At 65.8% G+C, this 16412-nt stretch carries 16 protein-coding genes; 11 read left to right on the forward strand and 5 right to left on the reverse strand.

The annotated features are described in order from the left end of the window. Window positions 1–46: 46 nt before the first annotated feature. From ABDC78_RS26165 to ABDC78_RS26190, 6 genes are read left to right on the forward strand one after another with little or no spacing between them, the layout of a single operon-like run. The gene (locus ABDC78_RS26165) at window positions 47–1045 is read left to right on the forward strand and encodes an acyl-CoA dehydrogenase family protein (RefSeq protein ID WP_178357056.1); all 999 of its coding nucleotides are present in this window, start codon (window positions 47–49) and stop codon (window positions 1043–1045) included. Then, a complete protein-coding gene (locus ABDC78_RS26170) occupies window positions 1029–2204 on the forward strand; it encodes an acyl-CoA dehydrogenase family protein (protein WP_178357055.1) in 1176 nt (391 codons plus the stop codon). The genes ABDC78_RS26165 and ABDC78_RS26170 overlap by 17 nt, the downstream gene beginning before the upstream one ends. Window positions 2205–2217: 13 nt before the next feature. Further along, window positions 2218–3345 carry an LLM class flavin-dependent oxidoreductase gene (locus tag ABDC78_RS26175; protein ID WP_178357054.1) on the forward strand — a complete coding sequence of 376 codons (1128 nt, stop codon included), beginning with the start codon at window positions 2218–2220 and terminating at the stop codon, window positions 3343–3345. Further along, window positions 3342–4520, forward strand: a complete 1179-nt coding sequence (locus tag ABDC78_RS26180) for a sulfotransferase (protein ID WP_178357229.1) — start codon at window positions 3342–3344, stop codon at window positions 4518–4520. Before ABDC78_RS26175 ends, ABDC78_RS26180 begins: the two co-directional genes overlap by 4 nt. Beyond that, the gene (locus tag ABDC78_RS26185) at window positions 4513–5289 is read left to right on the forward strand and encodes a TIM barrel protein (RefSeq protein WP_178357053.1); all 777 of its coding nucleotides are present in this window, start codon (window positions 4513–4515) and stop codon (window positions 5287–5289) included. The genes ABDC78_RS26180 and ABDC78_RS26185 overlap by 8 nt, the downstream gene beginning before the upstream one ends. Window positions 5290–5292: 3 nt before the next feature. Next, on the forward strand, window positions 5293–6504 hold the full coding sequence (locus ABDC78_RS26190) for a DUF1214 domain-containing protein (protein WP_178357052.1): 1212 nt from the start codon (window positions 5293–5295) through the stop codon (window positions 6502–6504). A gap of 9 nt (window positions 6505–6513) precedes the next feature. Here the strand turns inward: ABDC78_RS26190 and ABDC78_RS26195 are convergent, their stop codons facing one another. The 5 genes from ABDC78_RS26195 to fabG all read right to left on the reverse strand — a co-directional run bounded on the left by ABDC78_RS26195 (window position 6514) and on the right by fabG (window position 10245). After that, on the reverse strand, window positions 6514–6912 hold the full coding sequence (locus ABDC78_RS26195) for a hypothetical protein (RefSeq protein WP_178357228.1): 399 nt from the start codon (window positions 6910–6912) through the stop codon (window positions 6514–6516). Window positions 6913–7012: 100 nt separating this feature from the next. Then, complete coding sequence (locus ABDC78_RS26200; protein WP_178357051.1) at window positions 7013–8383, reverse strand: cytochrome P450; 1371 nt, start codon at window positions 8381–8383, stop codon at window positions 7013–7015. A gap of 46 nt (window positions 8384–8429) precedes the next feature. Beyond that, window positions 8430–8624 carry a ferredoxin gene (locus ABDC78_RS26205; protein ID WP_178357050.1) on the reverse strand — a complete coding sequence of 65 codons (195 nt, stop codon included), beginning with the start codon at window positions 8622–8624 and terminating at the stop codon, window positions 8430–8432. An 11-nt stretch (window positions 8625–8635) separates the two neighbouring features. Further along, window positions 8636–9496, reverse strand: a complete 861-nt coding sequence (locus ABDC78_RS26210) for a mycofactocin-coupled SDR family oxidoreductase (protein WP_178357049.1) — start codon at window positions 9494–9496, stop codon at window positions 8636–8638. A gap of 47 nt (window positions 9497–9543) precedes the next feature. Further along, the gene (gene fabG / locus ABDC78_RS26215) at window positions 9544–10245 is read right to left on the reverse strand and encodes a 3-oxoacyl-ACP reductase FabG (RefSeq protein ID WP_178357048.1); all 702 of its coding nucleotides are present in this window, start codon (window positions 10243–10245) and stop codon (window positions 9544–9546) included. A gap of 271 nt (window positions 10246–10516) precedes the next feature. Here fabG and ABDC78_RS26220 point away from each other — a divergent pair, with 271 nt between their 5' ends. From ABDC78_RS26220 to ABDC78_RS26240, 5 genes are read left to right on the forward strand one after another with little or no spacing between them, the layout of a single operon-like run. Continuing rightward, window positions 10517–12022: an aldehyde dehydrogenase family protein gene (locus tag ABDC78_RS26220; RefSeq protein WP_178357047.1), complete on the forward strand. Its 1506-nt coding sequence runs from the start codon at window positions 10517–10519 to the stop codon at window positions 12020–12022. Beyond that, the gene (locus ABDC78_RS26225) at window positions 12019–13227 is read left to right on the forward strand and encodes a CoA transferase (protein WP_178357046.1); all 1209 of its coding nucleotides are present in this window, start codon (window positions 12019–12021) and stop codon (window positions 13225–13227) included. The genes ABDC78_RS26220 and ABDC78_RS26225 overlap by 4 nt, the downstream gene beginning before the upstream one ends. 35 nt (window positions 13228–13262) lie before the next feature. After that, a complete protein-coding gene (locus tag ABDC78_RS26230; protein ID WP_178357045.1) occupies window positions 13263–14438 on the forward strand; it encodes an OB-fold domain-containing protein in 1176 nt (391 codons plus the stop codon). After that, window positions 14435–15604 (forward strand): thiolase family protein, encoded by a 1170-nt coding sequence (locus ABDC78_RS26235; protein ID WP_178357044.1) that lies wholly within the window; start codon window positions 14435–14437, stop codon window positions 15602–15604. The genes ABDC78_RS26230 and ABDC78_RS26235 overlap by 4 nt, the downstream gene beginning before the upstream one ends. Continuing rightward, window positions 15594–16403, forward strand: a complete 810-nt coding sequence (locus tag ABDC78_RS26240; protein ID WP_178357043.1) for an ABC transporter permease — start codon at window positions 15594–15596, stop codon at window positions 16401–16403. The genes ABDC78_RS26235 and ABDC78_RS26240 overlap by 11 nt, the downstream gene beginning before the upstream one ends. Window positions 16404–16412: the final 9 nt, after the last annotated feature.

A 16412-nucleotide genomic window follows, 5' to 3' on the forward strand; every position in this document is an offset into this window, starting at 1 on the left:
GGAGAATGATATTCTCGCCTGACGGCCGGCCAGAGGAGGCGAACGGGTGCTACTCGAATTCGATGCTGATCAGCGGCTGTGGCAGGAGACCGTGCGCGACGCGGTGTCCAAGCAGTGCCCGGCCTCGCTGATCCGCGACATCGCGGAGAACGGCGTCGATCCCGCGCCGCTATGGAGCAGTTACGTCGAGGCGGGCTGGACCGAACTGGTCGACCAGGAGAACGCCGTCGAGTTGGCGATCGTTCTCGAGGAATTGGGCAGGGCGACCGACCCGACACCTCTGCTGGCAACCCTGACCCAGTTCGCGCCGCTGGTGGGTGATCGCTTCGACCCGCTCAGCGCGGGGGCTGCGGTCTACAGCGGGGTGACCGCCGTCCGCGACGCCGAAGGCTGGGTGCTGACCGGAACCGATCGGTTCGTGCTCGACGGAGATCGTGCGGAACGCCTGGCCGTCGTGACGCCCGCCGGTGTCTTTCTCGTCGACGCCCAGCACACCACCACCCGTCGCATCGACGTCTTCGACCCGGTGCTCCACGTTGCGGAGGTGTCGTTCGTGGGTGTCCATGTCGCCGAAACCGAACGGCTCCCAGCAGATACCGAGCGAGCCCGCCATGTCGCGCTGATGGGTATGGCGATCACGATGGTCGGGGCCTGCCAGCGCATCCTCGACCTGGCGCTTGACCACGCCAAGAGCCGTCAACAGTTCGGGGTCGCGATCGGAACGTTCCAGGCGATCCAGCACAAGGCCACCGACATGTACGTCGCGATCGAGCGTGCCCGCGCGCTGACCTATTTCGCCGCCCTCACGATCGCCGCGGACGATCCGCGCCGGCGCCTCGCAGCCGCGATGGCCAAGGCTTCGGCGGGGGAGTGTCAGGCGCTGGTGTTCCGCCATGGTCTGCAGATGTTCGGCGCGATGGGCTTCACGTGGGAGAACGACGTGCAGTTCGCGCTCAAGCGGGCCAAAGCCGGTGAACTCATGCTGGGCGGCGCCGCCGAGCATCGTGCCCTGATCGCGGAGAAATTCAATGCAGCTGACCTTTGACAACGACGTCGAGGAGTTCCGGGCCGAGTTCTCCGCGTTCCTCGACGAGCACCTGCCCACTGCGGCCGAGACGTTGGAGCGCCCGCGGTCCGTGTCGCACATGCCGCAGTGGGCCCGCGACTGGCAGCGCAAGCTCTTCGACAACGGTTGGCTGCTGCCTGCCCAACCGCCCGAGTTCGGTGGACGCAACGCGTCGGTGCTGCAGACCTACGTCCACCTCGACGAGTTGTGCCGACGCCGGATCTACCACAGCTTCAACCCGCAGGGCGTCAACATCATCGCGGCCTCGCTGCTCACGTTCGGCACCGAGGAGCAGAAGCATCAGTGGGCTGTGCCGGTGCTGAAGGGGGACCGGACCGCGTCGCTGGGGATGAGTGAGCCCAGCGCCGGATCTGATCTGGCATCCCTTCGTACCAAGGCGGTCCGTGATGGGGACGTTTTTGTCGTCAACGGCCAGAAGGTATGGACATCAGGCGCACACGACGCCGACTTCCTGCTGACCTTCGTCCGCACCGATCCCGACGCACCCAAGCACAAGGGCATCAGCGTGCTGCTGATCCCGACCGATCTCGAGGGCGTCGTGTGCCGGCCGTTCGCGGACATGACCGGGATCGACAACCTGGACTTCAACGAGGTGTTCTTCACCGACGTCCGGGTGCCTGCCGAGAATCTCGTCGGCCCGCTCAACGGCGGTTGGGGAGTGGCCAACGGTTCGCTCGGACACGAGCGCACCATGATGTGGCTGGGGTTCGCCGACCGGATCGCCAACGCGATAGCCGACTCTCGACCGTCGAGTGCGCTCGAACGTGATGAATGGGCGAGCACGGTGATGGACTATCAGGCGCTGCGACTGCTGGGGTCGGTCGGCCTGGCCAAGGCCGCGCGCGGCGAGGTCGACGTCGCATCGGTGTCGATACCGAAGCTGTTCGGCGCCGAGGCCGAGCAGCGCGCGATGCATCAGGCGCTGGAAGCCGCCGGCCCCGAGGGTCTGATCCATCCGGCGACCTCAGGTCCGTACGAGCACATGAACCTCGACCACTATTTCGCCAGCTGGTTCGAGCGATACGCCCGTAGCTTCGGCGGAACCATCGCCGGCGGGACATCGGAGATCCAGCGCAACATCATCGCCCAGCAGGTACTCGGACTTCCCCGGCGTTAGGCGGGATTCGCGCATGAAGGTCCAGCCGGCTGCTTTCTTCCGGACGACGCTCCCGCTGGACCTCGGTCAACTCGCACGGCTCGACGACGGTCGCTACCACTCCATCTGGCTGCCCGACCACATGGTCAGCTTCTGGCCCGACTCGATCTGGACACCCGAATTCACCGATCTGGCAACGGTATCGCCGTCGCCTCATCGCCACCTCGACGGAATGGCGGTGGCGGCGGCAGCGGCGGTCCTGACCAGGAACGTACCTCTGGCAACCAGCGTGGTGGACACCGTCCGGCGTCATCCGGCGCTTCTGGCGCAGAGCGCTCTGACCATCGACCATCTCGCCGAGGGGCGGTTCATCCTGGGCCTCGGTAGTGGGGAGAGCGAGAACATCGTGCCCTACGGCTTCGCATTCGACCGCCCGGTGAGCCGATTCGAGGAGGCGCTGCAGGTCATCCGGTTGCTGTGGGACAGCGACGGACCGGTCGACTTCGAGGGCCGGTTCTTCCGGTTGCACCATGCGCGCCTCGACACCGAGCCGTTCGGGGGGAAACCCCCGCCGATCTGGATCGGCGCCAGCGGTCCGCGCTCGCTCGACATCGCCGGTCGTCACGCGGACGGCTGGTGGCCAGCGGGTGCCTGGACTCCCGAGGAATACGCCCAAAAGCTCTCCCTGGTAAAGGCTTCCGCCGACCGGGCAGGTCGTGACCCCGAGAGCATCACGCCGTGCTTCATCCAGGTGTGCCTGATGGGTCGTGACGACGCCGCGATCGCCGAGATCCTCGAGGCGCCGCTGGTGAAGACCTTTCTGCTGCAGGTGTCGGCAGAAGTGCTGCGCAGCTTCGGTTTCGAGCATCCGATGGGTGAGCACTGGCAGGGCTTCCAGGACATCGATCCGGCCACCCTCACCCGGGAGCGGGTCCTGGACTTCTTCGACCGCGTCGAGCCCGAGATGATCCTCGCGGTGGTACCGCACGGCACACCCGGGCAGGTGGCGCACACCATCAAGGGCTTTGTCGATGCGGGCCTGCGGGTTCCGAAGATCCTCGACTATGGGGGAATGGCCGGTCTCGACTATGCAGCGGCGTCGGCCGAGAACGTGCGTGACGCCGAGGACGAGCTGATGCGCCTTTGCGAAGGGGTGCGCTGACCGTGGGGCTGAACGCGGCGGACATGCTCACGCGCGCCGAGAACGAAACCGGCCTGGGCGACTACGGCGACGACACACTGCCGGAGCGCTTCGGTGTCGCCGTCGACCTCCTCAACGACCAGGGAATGGGTCCGGACGGCCTTCGGCGCGCTGCCGACGTGTGCCACTGGCTGCTGACCACGCGCCTGGAGCTCTTCGAAGACCGCAACCGCCACCCCGTTGCCGACGAAGTGATCGAGCGGCCGATGTTCGTCACCGGTGAACCACGCTCGGGCACAACGCTGATGCACGCGCTCATGTCGGTCGACCCGCAGGCCCGCGCGCTGCGCTTCTGGGAGGTGATGTATCCGTCGCCGCCACCGGGCATCGCGGGTCCTGAGGACCCCCGTCGCGCGCGGGCCGACGCGGACTGGCGGGAGATCAACACCAAGATGCCGAAGTGGCTGCACAGCCACCCGTACAACGACATGCTCGGCGACGGTCTGCCCGAGGACGAGCGCACCTGGGCGTTCGATTTCCGCGTGATGACGCCGACGGCATGGTGGCGGGTGCCGATGCAGACGGTGGTCGGCGGCCTGCCCACCGATGCGGCGGCGCAGTACCGCCTCCACAAGGTGATGCTTCAACAGTTCCAGTACGGCAGGGACGAGGCGCTGGCAAAGCACTGGGTGCTCAAGGGGTTCCACGGCTTCCGGCTGGCGGAGCTCTTCGACGTCTACCCCGACGCCGGCCTGCTGTGGCTGCATCGCGACCCGGTACAGGTCGCGGCGTCACGGACGATGATGATGGCCGACATCCTGGAAGGCATCGTGGGGCCCGTCGACCTGCACGCCGCGGCGAAGATGCATCTGGAACTGACGCGTGCCGGCATCGCCAACACCATGACCAATCCGCTAGTGCACGATTCGCGGATCATGCACGTCCGCTACACCGATTTTGTCGCCGACCCTGTGGGCGTGGCGCGGTCCTACTACGAATTCGCCGGCCGGACCCTTTCCGACGAGGCCGCGACAGCGATGCGGGATTACCTGGCGAACAACCGGGGCGACCGGCATGGCAAGTTCCGCTATTCGACCACGGTGCTGACCGATATCGGCGAGGACCTCGACACGCTGCACGAAGAGTTCCGGCCGTTCCGCGAACGCTTCGGAGTGGAGATCGAGCAGCGTGGTTGACCAACGGCTGTCGGTGCACGATGTGTCTTTCCTCGGAGCGACGCCGGCCGAACTGGGTGCCCACTGGGCGGCGCTCGGGGTGTCTCGGCTCAGCCTGATCGACTCGGAGTTGCTGTCGCCGGATCTTCTGAAAGTGATATCCGCTCAGGGCTATTCGGTGGAGACGGTGTACCACCTCTTCGTGTCGGCAGAGGGACTGCGCGCGGTCATCGACGCCGCCGCCGCTGTCGGCGCGCGGGCGATCTACATGCTGACCGGCGGTCGCGGCGAGCTGACGTGGGAGGATGCGGCGGATCGATTCTGCGCAGCGGTGCACCCCTGCCTCGACCAGGCGCGGCAGGCCGGTGTGGCACTCGCCATCGAGAACGCCTCGGGTCTGTACGCCGACATCCACATCGCTCACACGCTGCGGGACACGATCGAGCTGGCTGAACGTGGCGACCTCGACATCTGCATCGACCTCTTCCACTGCTGGACAGAGGCTCAGTTACCGGCCCTGCTCGACCGGGCCCTGCCCCGCACCCAGATGATTCAGCTCAGTGATTACGTCCTCGGGGATCGGTCCCTGCCGGCTCGGGCGGTGCCCGGGGACGGCACGATTCCCATCGAGCGCTTCGTGGCGCACGCACTTGCCGGCGGCTACCGGCATGGGTTCGACCTCGAGCTGATCGGGCCCCGGATCGAGCAGGAGGGCCGGTTCGAGGCCGCGCGTCGCGCCTGCGAAGCGGTCTCGGTGATGTTGCAGCGCGTCGGGACGTCGGGAGGGTGACGGGTGGCATTCGGTGACGGTCCCGACGACGCGTCGCTCGACCAGGCGTGGGAGACGTTCTGCGACCGACTGAAGTCGGCAGGTCGGCAGGTCTTCAAAGACCACAACCCGGGCTCGGGCGTACATCGGGTCGACGGTCTGCGATTCCTCACCCAGAACCTCGGGCAGGCTTTTGATCTCGCACTGGAGACACGCGATACGGGCTACCCCAGCCTGCACGCCTTCTGCGGGCCGACCCGCAAACTCGGCGGCGACTGCGCCGACTTCACATATCAACAGGCCTGGATCGACGGCGGGACGACCTACCGCATCACCGGAGAACGGGGAACGGCACGGTTCCTCAACATCACCGTGCAGGGCCCCCGAGGTGAGGGGGTCGGTGTACTGCACGAACCGTTCGGCGACGTGCCGGAGGCGAACCTGGCCGGCGACCAGATCGAGATCTCACAGGACGGGACACTGGAGATCTATGTCGGGGGTCCGCAGCGCGGTCCGAACTGGCTGCCCACGACACCGGGATCCCGCAAGGTGTTCATTCGCCAGGGTTTTGACTCCTGGCAGGAGGAGCCGGCCCGGCTGCGGATCGAGCGGGTCGACATGGCTTCACCCAGACCTCTGCCGACCACCGAAGAGATCGTCGACGCCACCCGGTGGGCGGGGGAGTTCCTCACCGGCCTGATGCAGGACTGGCCCGAATTCCCGTTCACCTACGGCGGAGTCGACCACGAGCACCCCAACCGCTTCCCGGCGGTCAGTTCCGATTCATCCGATATCAGACGCGGAAGGGCAGCGGCGAACATGCACTGGGTGCTTGCTGCCGATGAAGCGCTGGTCATCGAGTTCGACTCGCACGCCGGCCTGTGGATGCTGACGAACATGGGCGTGTTCTTCAACAGCATGGACTATCTGTACCGCCCGGTCAGCTACACCCCCAGCCGGGCGAAGGTCGACAGCGACGGCCGGGTGCGGGTCGTTCTCGCGGCCGCTGACCCGGGCTGTCACAACTGGATGGACACCCAGGGGTTCGAGCGGGGCAACGTGACCTACCGGCACATGCTCGAAGGTTCACCCGCAGCCCTGAACACCCGGGTGGTCAAGGTCTCGCAGTTGGCCGAGGTACTTCCGGCGGACACCGCGATCGTCACCACGCAGGAGCGCGCGCTGCAGATGTGGGAGCGCTTCAACGGGATTCGGCAGAGGTACGCGGCGTTGTGAGCCCAGGTGTCACAGGCGCTGGAGTTTGAAGGTCCAGAACTGCGTTCCGGGCGGGCCGTTGTTGCAGCCCACGTCGAACTTCGAGTCGATGGTCCCGACCAGGGTGACCGCGTCCCACGAATACGTTTCGCGCGTCGGCATGTTGTGCCCCCAGCAGCGCAGCCCGTCGGGTACGTCGACGGTGAACGAGTAGCGGCCGTCGACGAGATAGCTCCGACTCTCGTAGTAGGCGTAGAACTTCAGCCGTGGTCTTGCTGCGACATTGATGCAATCCGGGCTCTTGTCCGGGATGCACGCCGAGATGAACCAGAACCACGAGGCCCGGTCGTACCTGTTGGTCAACAGGTCGTAGTTGCCCAACTGCATCGCGGCTGGAGCGGGGGGCGCAAGAAAGGTGGCCGCCGACATCAGCGCAGCCACCAAGGTCGCAATGATTCTGATCTTCAACAAGCCCTCCTCGCCCTTCCCGCTGCCATCAAACCACTTCGTCGCGGAAGCCCGTTGCGAATCAGTCGATAACAGCGGCTTCCTTGCGCTCGGTGATCGGCCGTGCAAGCTCCTGCTCGTTGCAGATCCGCTGCAGCTTCTCGAGTGTCTCGTCCAGTCCGGGACCCTTGGGCTTGCTCGGTGTGAACGTGGCGGGCAGATTGCGCATGCCTTGAATGACGCCGATGGTGTCGTAGTGCACTGTGCCCTCGGGGTCGCACACGTAGTCAGGCATCCGGTCGAGCACCGCGGTGAGCATCGACTTGAACACCGTGCGTGCCACGTTGGACCCCACACAACGGTGGACCCCGATGCCGAAGCTGAAGTGCCGGTTGCCTTTCCGGTCCATCACGAGCTGATTGGGGCTGTCGAACACCGACGGGTCGCGGTTGGCCATCGCCCAGGACAACCACAGTCGCTCGTACTTCTTGAATTCCTGGCCGTCGACCTCGACGTCGTCGGCGAACGTCCGGCCGTCCCCGGGTGCGGGTGTGAAGAAGCGCAGGAACTCCTCGGTGGCGGGATTCAGCAGCGTCGCCCGGTCCCGGCTGAGTCGTTCGCGCTCTTCGGGATGCTCGCCCAGCCATTCCAGCGCGTGTGCGGTGAGCGCCGTCGTGGTGTCGAATCCGCCGCCGATGATCAGCCCGAGATTACCCAGGATCTCCATGTCCGGTGCGGGCTCACCGTCGATCCGCAACTGCAGCAGCGCATTCACCAAGCCGGGCCGCGGGTTCTCGCGGATCGCCATCATGTTGTTGATGATGTCGATCCCCATCTCGCGATGCTGCTCGTTGATCTTCTCGCGTTCGGGAGCGTGCTCAGGGGTGTACACCGAGGCGTGCGTGGGCTCGCTGTAGACGTTCCACTTCTTCAGATCGATGCCCATCATCGCCAGCGTGAACACCGCGGGCACGACGTTGGCCAGGTGTTCGACGAAGTCGATATGCCCCGACTCGACGTGCTCGTCCAGTGCGGCGCGGGTGATCTCGTCGACGAACGGCTCCCACCGCTTGATCGCCGCCGGCGACAGGTAGGGATTCAGCGCTCCCCGATAGGTGCTGTGTTCGGGTTCGTCCATCTCGAGGATGCCGCCGCGCACGACGGTGGCTCGACTGGCCTTCGGGATGGTGATGCCCTTGAACGGGGTTTCGCCGGTGATGTCGTGGTGATTGGACACCACGGGGCAGCGCGCCAACTCGAAGACATGCTTGCTGTCGGCGGCCACCCAGTGCCCGTCGTAGGTATCGGTCCACGCCAGCGGACACTTGTCCTGCATCTCTTCGGTGATCTTCTCGAACTGCAACCGGTACTCGGGCGTGTGCCGGTCGAAGTGGTAGGTCGTCTTCCTGTGGCTGTCGTCGGCGGTGCCGTTCACGACGTCGTCGACACTCAAAGTTCTTGTCTCCCTGTAATTTGCGGTTCTCGGGTGCGGCGCATGGTCAGTCTTCGATGGAGATGGCCTGTTCCGGGCACGAGTGTGCTGCCTCGCGAACCGCGTCTTCTTGATCCGCCGGCACCACTTCGTTGACCGGCGAGGCGGTGCCGTCGATGTCGCTGAGCTCGAACGAGTCCGGCGCGATCATCGAGCACAGGGTGTGTCCCTGACAGCGCTCCGAGTCGACCCAAACTTTCACGACGTTTCCTCCTATTTGTGGTAGTCGTACCACTTCAGATAACCGCCCGCATCGACGCGCAGTTGCATGCCGGTGACGTACCGGGCCTCATCGGACACCAACCAGAGAATGGCATTGCTGATGTCCTCCGGCTCGATGAAGTTGACCTTCATCGCCTGTTGGATGCCGAAGACCGGCTCGGCGTCCGCGCGGGTGGGATTCTCCAGGTCGGGCCGGAACGACTGGTACATCGGCGGGCTCTGCAGCATGTCGGTGTTGCAGTTCGTCGGATGTACGACGTTGGCGCGGATGCCGCGAACGGCAAGTTCGGTGGCGATGTCGTGAACGTATTCGGACAGCAGCCGTTTGGAGGTCATGTAGGCCTTGCCACCCGGATCGCCGCCCGGGTTGGGCTTGTCGTGCGCATCCATCAACGCCGCCGTTGAACCGGTCGCCACGATCGACGCGCCTTCTTTGAGATGAGGCAGCGCGACCTGGATGGCGTTGATGGTGCCGACCAGGTTGGTGTTGATGACGTCGGTCCACGTCTGCATCGGCGGGCTGCCCTTCATGCCGGCGATACCAGCCTGGGCGACGACGATGTCCAGGCCGCCGAGTTGGGCGATGCCGTCCTCGAGCGCCTTCTTCAGCTGCGCTGCATCGCGAACGTCGGCCTTTGCGGTGACAATCCGCTGGCCGGTCTTCTCGACGAACGCGGCCGTCTCGTCGAGATCCTCCGCAGTCGCCAGCGGGTAGCCGATGGTGTCGACGTTCTCGCACAGGTCCACCGCGATGATGTCGGCGCCCTCTTCGGCGAGTCGGACGGCATGGCTGCGCCCTTGTCCGCGTGCGGCGCCGGTGATGAAGGCGACCTTCCCTTGAACGCGTCCCATGAGTGATAGTCCTTTCGGTTCTCTGTCGAGCTTGCCGTCGGCTTGTCTTAGGTGTTGCGGCCGCCGTTGACGCCGAGGATCTGTCCGGTGATGTAGCCGGCCTCTTCGGAGATGAGGAAGGCACAGGCAGCGGCGATGTCCTCGGGGCGACCGATGCGCCGCACCGGCGTCGCATCGATCTGCTTCTGGGTGTCGCCGAGGAAGCCACGCTTTTCCGCTTTGCGGAGCATGGGAGTGTCGATGAAACCCGGGGGGACCGCGTTGACCGTGATGCCGTCGGGGCCGTATTCGAGTGCCAGCGACTTGGTCAGCCCGTTGACTGCCGATTTGGCAGCGACATAGGGCGCCATGAACGGTTGGCCCGAGTGCGTGCTCGACGACGAGATGTTGACGATGCGTCCCCACCCGGCCTCGATCATGTCGGGCAGCGTGGCCTGGGTGCAGTGGAAGACGCCGTTGAGGTTGACGTCGACAACCTTCTGCCAGTCCTCGAATGACAGATCGACGAAACGCTTGAATCGGTCCAGCCCTGCGGCGTTGACGAGCACCGTGATCGGGCCCAGTTCGGCACGGATCTCGCCGAGTGCGGCGTCGACCGCCGCCCGGTCGGTGACATCCGCGACGTAGGAGAACTTCTCCTCGTCGGGATTCAGATCGATCGTGGCGACCTGTAGACCATCTGCCCGCAGGCGGGTCGCGATGGCCGCCCCGATGCCCGAGCCGCCTCCGGTCACGACAGCGTTCTTCACGCGCAGCCCTCATCCTTCAAGAATCGTCCTCCCGATTATGAGAACCGTACTCTCGCATACTGCAGTCTCGCAAGACATGTTGGGCAGTCTGTTCGCACTGGTGAGACGTTTGACGGCCGATTGTCGCACCGTTTCTTGCAGGCAGTGACGGTTCTGTCGAATTTCTTGAGTTCTCATCTCGCGAATGTATGATTCGCCGTGGATGAGAATGCAGTTTCCATCACATACGCGCACTTTAACCCCGTGAAGTCACAGCTCCTGGAGGAGGATGATGCAGGAAACAGCCACGATCTCGGGTGACCGCCAGGGCGAAGCGAGCACGTCGCAGGCAGACCGGCGACTCTTGATCGACGGACGTCTGCTCGAGACCGATCGGACGTTTCCTTCACTGAATCCGGCCACCGGGGAAGTGCTCGGCCACGCCCCCGACGCCTCCGTCGCCGAAGCCCGGGCCGCAGTGGCCGCGGCGCGCCAGGCGTTCGACACCACTGACTGGTCGACCGACACCGGGCTGCGGATCCGGTGCCTCGAGCAACTTCACCAAGCGCTCGTCGACCACCGCGACGAGCTTGCCGCGCTGACCATTGCCGAGGTCGGAGCCACCGAGGCCCTCTGCCAGGGCGCGCAACTGGATCAGCCGATCGAGATCGTCCGCTACTACGCCGATCTGTTGAAGAGCTATCCGATGACCGAGGATCTCGGCAACATCGAGAGCCGCGGAATGCAGCACCACCGCTGGGTGGAGAAGGAAGCGGCCGGCGTGGTCGCCGCGATCATCGCCTACAACTATCCCAACCAGCTCGCGCTGGCCAAGCTGGCGCCCGCGCTGGCCGCCGGTTGCACCGTCGTCCTCAAGTCCGCGCCGGACACCCCGCTGATCAGCCTGGCGCTCGGCGAACTCATCGCCAACCACACCGACATCCCGGCAGGGGTCGTCAACGTGCTCTCCGGTGCCGATCCGGAGGTCGGCGCGGTGCTCACCACCAGCGCCGACGTCGACGTCGTCACGTTCACCGGGTCCACACCGACAGGGCGCCGGATCATGGCCGCCGCCAGCGAGACGCTCAAGAAGGTCTTCCTCGAGCTCGGGGGTAAGTCGGCGGCGATCGTGCTCGATGACGCGGACTTCGGTACCGCAGCTCTGTTCTCGGCGTTCAGCATGGTGACGCACGCGGGCCAGGGGTGCGCGCTCACGTCGCGGCTGCTGGTTCCGAAGAAGCACAAGGACGAGATCGTCGAGATGGTCAAGGCCAACTTCGGCATGGTCCGGTACGGGAACCCCGGTGACCCCAAGACCTACATGGGGCCGCTGATCAGCGAGAAACAGCGCGACAAAGTCGACGGCATGGTGAAAAGAGCCGTCGACGCCGGGGCGACACTGGTCACCGGCGGCGAAAAGGTCGACCCCGGATACTTCTTCACACCGACCCTGCTCGCGGACGTCGACCCGGACAGCGAGATCGCCCAGGAAGAGGTCTTCGGGCCGGTCCTCGTCGTCATCGCCTACGAGGACGACGACGACGCAGTGCGCATCGCGAACAACTCCATCTACGGCCTGTCCGGCGCGGTCTTCGGCAGTGAGGAGCGGGCTCTGGCAATCGCCAGACGCATCCGCACCGGAACCTTCTCGATCAACGGCGGCAACTATTTCAGCCCGGACAGCCCGTTCGGTGGCTACAAGCAGTCGGGCATCGGCCGCGAGATGGGGACGGCCGGTCTCGAGGAGTTCCTGGAAACGAAGACATTCGCGACCGTGCTGCCCGGGGCGACGTCATGACCCGCCCGTTGGAAGGGATTCGGGTCCTCGAGGTCGCGATGTACGGCTTCGTGCCGTCGGCCGGCGCGGTACTGGGTGAGTGGGGTGCCGACGTCATCAAGGTCGAGCACGCCGTCACCGGAGATCCGCAGCGAGGGCTGCGACAGACCGGGCTGCTGCGGGTGGAGGGCGACCCCAACCCGAACATCGAGCACGCAAACCGCGGTAAACGCAGCATCGGACTCGACATGTCCACTCCCGAGGGCAAGGAGGTCCTGCTCGAGCTCGCGCGGGGCGCGGACGTGTTCCTGACCAGCTTCCTGCCCGGTCACCGGACCAAGTTCGGCATCGACGTCGACGACATCCGCGCAGTCAATCCGACGATCATCTATGCCCGCGGCAGCGCGCTGGGACCACGGGGCGAGGAGTCGGTCAAGGGCGGCTACGACATGACCGCCTTCTGGTGCCGCGCAGGCACGGCACGGACCATCACCCCGCCGGAGATGCCCGGCATGATCGGCCCGCCGGGACCGGCGTACGGCGACACCATCTCCGGGACCAATCTCGCCGGCGGTATCGCCGCGGCATTGTTGAAGCGCGAACGCACCGGCGAGGCATCGGTGGTCGACGTCTCGCTTCTGGGCAGCGGGTTGTGGGCGATGGGGCACACGGTGGCGCTGACCAATCACCTCGGTGAGCGCATGGAGGCCTTCCCGCCCGGTGTGCACGGGTCGCCGACCAATCCGCTCGTCGGCCTGTATCCCACCGCAGACGACCGCTACATCTCCTTTGTGATGATGCAGCCCACCAAGTTCTGGGCCGATGTGTGCCGGCACATGGACCTCGACGAACTCGTCGACGACCCCCGATTCGCCACGGTCGAGGCCATCGCCGAGAACACCGCCGCGGCCAACGAAATCCTCACCGAAGCCATGAAGAAGCGTCCGCTGGTCGAGTGGAGCGAGCGGTTCGCAACCTTGCTCGGTCCGTGGGCGCCGGTGCAGGACACCCTTCAGGCCGCCAAGGACGCCCAGGTCCGGGCGAACGAGTACATGGTCCAGGCGGGCGAACTCGAATTGGTCGCCAACCCGGTGCAATTCGACGTGGCGGCCCCGCACACCGGTCCGGCACCCGGGTTCGCCGAACAGACCGACGAGATCCTGCTCGAACTGGGCCTGGACTGGGACAGAATCATCGAGCTCAAGACGGCCGGCGCCGTCACCTGAATCTGCCGCCACCCAACCACTGAAGAAAGACAAAGATGCCCTACGTCGTGTCCGTCGGCACCTACCTGCCGTGCTGGGGTTCACCCCTGCAGCGGGTGGCCGGCGACGACGAGGACGCCGTCACGATGGCCGTCGAGGCGGGTCGTGCAGCGTTGGCGGGAGGCGGCGCGGTCGAGCGGGTCGTGCTGGTGAGCCGGGACTTTCCCCTTCTGGAAACCAGCAACGCCGCGGTTCTTCTCGCGGGCCTGGGACTGGATCCCGAACTCGAGGTCGACGAGCGGCTCGGCGGCGCTCCGGCGACCGTCGACGCCGTCAGCTCGGCCCGGCCCAGGACGCTGATCATCGGCAGTGACCTGGAGCCGGCCGGTGCGGCCGCCATCCTGACCGCCGACCGCGGCCTGCAGGTGCGCACCGCCGCCCGGGTGGCGCGCAGTCTGCCGGTTCGCACTCGCAAGTCCACCGGTGTGGTGCACGACTACGGCGATCCGCGCCTGCTCCACGAACGAGGGCTGATCGCATCGCTCGCCGCGGCCTGGCTGGACACACCGGCCGCGGTGGCCGGGGTCGATCATGAGCGTGCGGCCGACCTGTGTCTCGGGGACCCGCCGGCACTGCCGACGACGGGGGCCAGCTCGAGTCTCTTCGCGCTGGCCGGGATGGCCGAACGGGGCACCACCGGTCCGCTTGTTGCCGTCGAACAGGCGATCCTGTCCGGCATCACCGTCAGCGGGGGTGTGGCCCACATCCATCGCAGAGAACCGGGTCCGCGTCCGCTGCCGGAGGGCACTTACATCGCCGGTACGGAGATCCCGATCTCACTGGCCGCCTACGAGCGGGCGTTCGAGGCGAAAGTCCGTTGGGAGGCAGGACGGTTCGGCGACTCCGGCGACCTCGACTTCCCGCCGCGATACCGCGTCGAACCCGACGGCGCACTGGCCACCGACTACGAGTTGGTCCCGCTGCCGCGCACCGGTTCGGTCTACACGGAAACCACCGTGCACATCCCGGTGCCCGGTCTGCGGACGCCGTACTCATTGGTCATCGTCGACCTCGACGATGTCGGGGTGCGCGCGTTGGTGAAGGTGACCGGTGCTCCCGCCGGCGCGGTCGACATCGGTGAGCGGGGACGGCTCGCACTCCGCCGTGTCGCGGTGCGCTCGGGTGTGCCGGATTACGGCTACGCGTTCGAACCGGATCGGGTGATCGCATGAGAAGGGTGGCGATCGTCGGCGCCGGTATGACGCCGTTCGGTGAGCACTTCGCACTCGGGATCAAGGATCTGCTCCCGATGGCCTACTCCGAATGCGCCGACACGGTGGACAAGGGCCTGTCGAAGTCCGATCTGGAGGCCGCCTGGTTCGGCGCCATGGGCACCGCGGACGGTTTTCCGTCCGGGATCCTCGCCGACACGCTCGGCCTGCCCGATTTGCCGGTGACCCGCATCGAGAACTCCTGCGCGACCGGACACGACACCCTGCGCAACGCACTTTTCGCCGTCGCGGCCGGGGCGTTCGACGTGGCGCTGGTGATGGGCGCCGACAAGCTGAGGGACACGACATCGGCCGACATGCTCTGGCAATGGGAGGCTATGACGCGCGACATGGCCTGGGACTACCCCCTCGGCCTGGTGGCCCCGGCGGGATTTGCTTTACACGTTCGTCGATATCTCCACGAATCTCCGGCAACTGAAGAACACTTAGCCATGGTGGCGGTCAAGAACCATCGCCACGGAGTGAACAACCCCAAGGCGCGCTTGCGCTTCGAGATCACGATGGAGCAGGCCCTGAACGCACCGACGGTGGTGACCCCGTTCCGGCTCTACGACTGCGCGCCGCAGAGCGACGGTGCCGCAGCACTGGTGATCGCCGCCGAGGACGTCGTCGATCGCTTCACCGACCGGCCGGTCTGGATCCGCGGGGTCGGACTGGGTCTGGATTCGGTGATGCACCAGCACAAGCCGGACCTGACGATGTTGCCGGCGACCACCCGGGCAGCGAAGCAGGCATTCGGAATGGCCGGAATGACCCCGGCCGACGTCGACGTCGCCGAGGTGCACGACTTCCTCACCGGAATCGAGTTGATGAGCTACGAGGATCTCGGCTTCGCCGAAAGGCTCGGGGGCTTCAAACTTCTGGAGGCCGAAGTGACCAGCGTCGGCGGAGCGCTGCCCGTCAATCCCAGTGGAGGACTTAAAGCCAAAGGTCACCCGCCGGGGGCCACCGGTGTGGCACAGTGCGTCGAGTTGTTTCAACAGTTGCGAGGTGAGGCCGTCAATCAGGTGGACGGTGCCCGAATCGCGCTGGCGCACAACATCGGCGGCCCGACAGCCGTATCGGCCGTCACGATCCTGGAGGGACCAGAGGGTTATGGCGTCTAAGGGACCGGAGCGTTGGTCGACGGGTATCGCGTTGCCCAGCGGTGTGTCGGGGGCGATGGCGGCTGTCGGTGGGTTCTTCTCAATGGCGATGGATGCGGTGCGGTTCGTCTTCGTGCGGCCGTTTCAGTGGCGGGAGTTCCTGGAGCAGTCGTGGTTCGTGGCGCGGGTGTCGATGGCGCCGACGTTGTTGGTGGCGATCCCGTTCACCGTGTTGGTGAGCTTCACGCTGAACATTCTGCTGCGCGAACTAGGGGCTGCGGATCTGAGCGGTGCGGGTGCGGCTTTCGGTGCGGTGACCCAGGTCGGCCCGTTGGTGACGGTGCTCATCGTTGCCGGTGCGGGCGCAACGGCGATGTGTGCCGATCTGGGGTCGCGCACGATCCGCGAGGAGATCGACGCGATGGAGGTGCTCGGGATCAATCCGGTGCAGCGTCTGGTGACCCCGCGGATGCTGGCGTCCGGGTTGGTGGCGCTACTGCTCAACAGCCTGGTGGTGATCATCGGGATCCTGGGTGGCTACTTCTTCTCGATCTTCGTCCAGGATGTGAATCCGGGGGCATTCGCGGCGGGAATCACGCTGCTGACCGGGGTGCCCGAGGTGATCATCTCGTGTGTCAAGGCGGCGCTGTTCGGTCTGATCGCGGGTCTGGTGGCGTGTTATCGGGGGCTGACGATCACCGGCGGCGGGGCCAAGGCGGTGGGCAACGCGGTCAACGAGACGGTGGTGTACGCGTTCATGGCGTTGTTCGTGATCAACGTGGTGGTCACGGCCATCGGCATCCGGATGACGACGGGATAGGGCGCGCTG

Source organism: Mycobacterium sp. DL (assembly GCF_039729195.1).
Lineage (GTDB): Bacteria > Actinomycetota > Actinomycetes > Mycobacteriales > Mycobacteriaceae > Mycobacterium > Mycobacterium hippocampi_A.

What these genes read in the sequence shown, in the direction of transcription:
- ABDC78_RS26170 (WP_178357055.1), top strand. Translation starts at nt 1,029, where the DNA reads ATGCAGCTGACCTTTGACAACGACGTCGAGGAGTTCCGGGCCGAGTTC.
- ABDC78_RS26175 (WP_178357054.1), top strand. Translation starts at nt 2,218, where the DNA reads ATGAAGGTCCAGCCGGCTGCTTTCTTCCGGACGACGCTCCCGCTGGAC.
- ABDC78_RS26195 (WP_178357228.1), bottom strand. Translation starts at nt 6,912, where the DNA reads ATGTCGGCGGCCACCTTTCTTGCGCCCCCCGCTCCAGCCGCGATGCAG.
- ABDC78_RS26210 (WP_178357049.1), bottom strand. Translation starts at nt 9,496, where the DNA reads ATGGGACGCGTTCAAGGGAAGGTCGCCTTCATCACCGGCGCCGCACGC.
- ABDC78_RS26220 (WP_178357047.1), top strand. Translation starts at nt 10,517, where the DNA reads ATGCAGGAAACAGCCACGATCTCGGGTGACCGCCAGGGCGAAGCGAGC.
- ABDC78_RS26225 (WP_178357046.1), top strand. Translation starts at nt 12,019, where the DNA reads ATGACCCGCCCGTTGGAAGGGATTCGGGTCCTCGAGGTCGCGATGTAC.
- ABDC78_RS26230 (WP_178357045.1), top strand. Translation starts at nt 13,263, where the DNA reads ATGCCCTACGTCGTGTCCGTCGGCACCTACCTGCCGTGCTGGGGTTCA.
- ABDC78_RS26235 (WP_178357044.1), top strand. Translation starts at nt 14,435, where the DNA reads ATGAGAAGGGTGGCGATCGTCGGCGCCGGTATGACGCCGTTCGGTGAG.
- ABDC78_RS26240 (WP_178357043.1), top strand. Translation starts at nt 15,594, where the DNA reads ATGGCGTCTAAGGGACCGGAGCGTTGGTCGACGGGTATCGCGTTGCCC.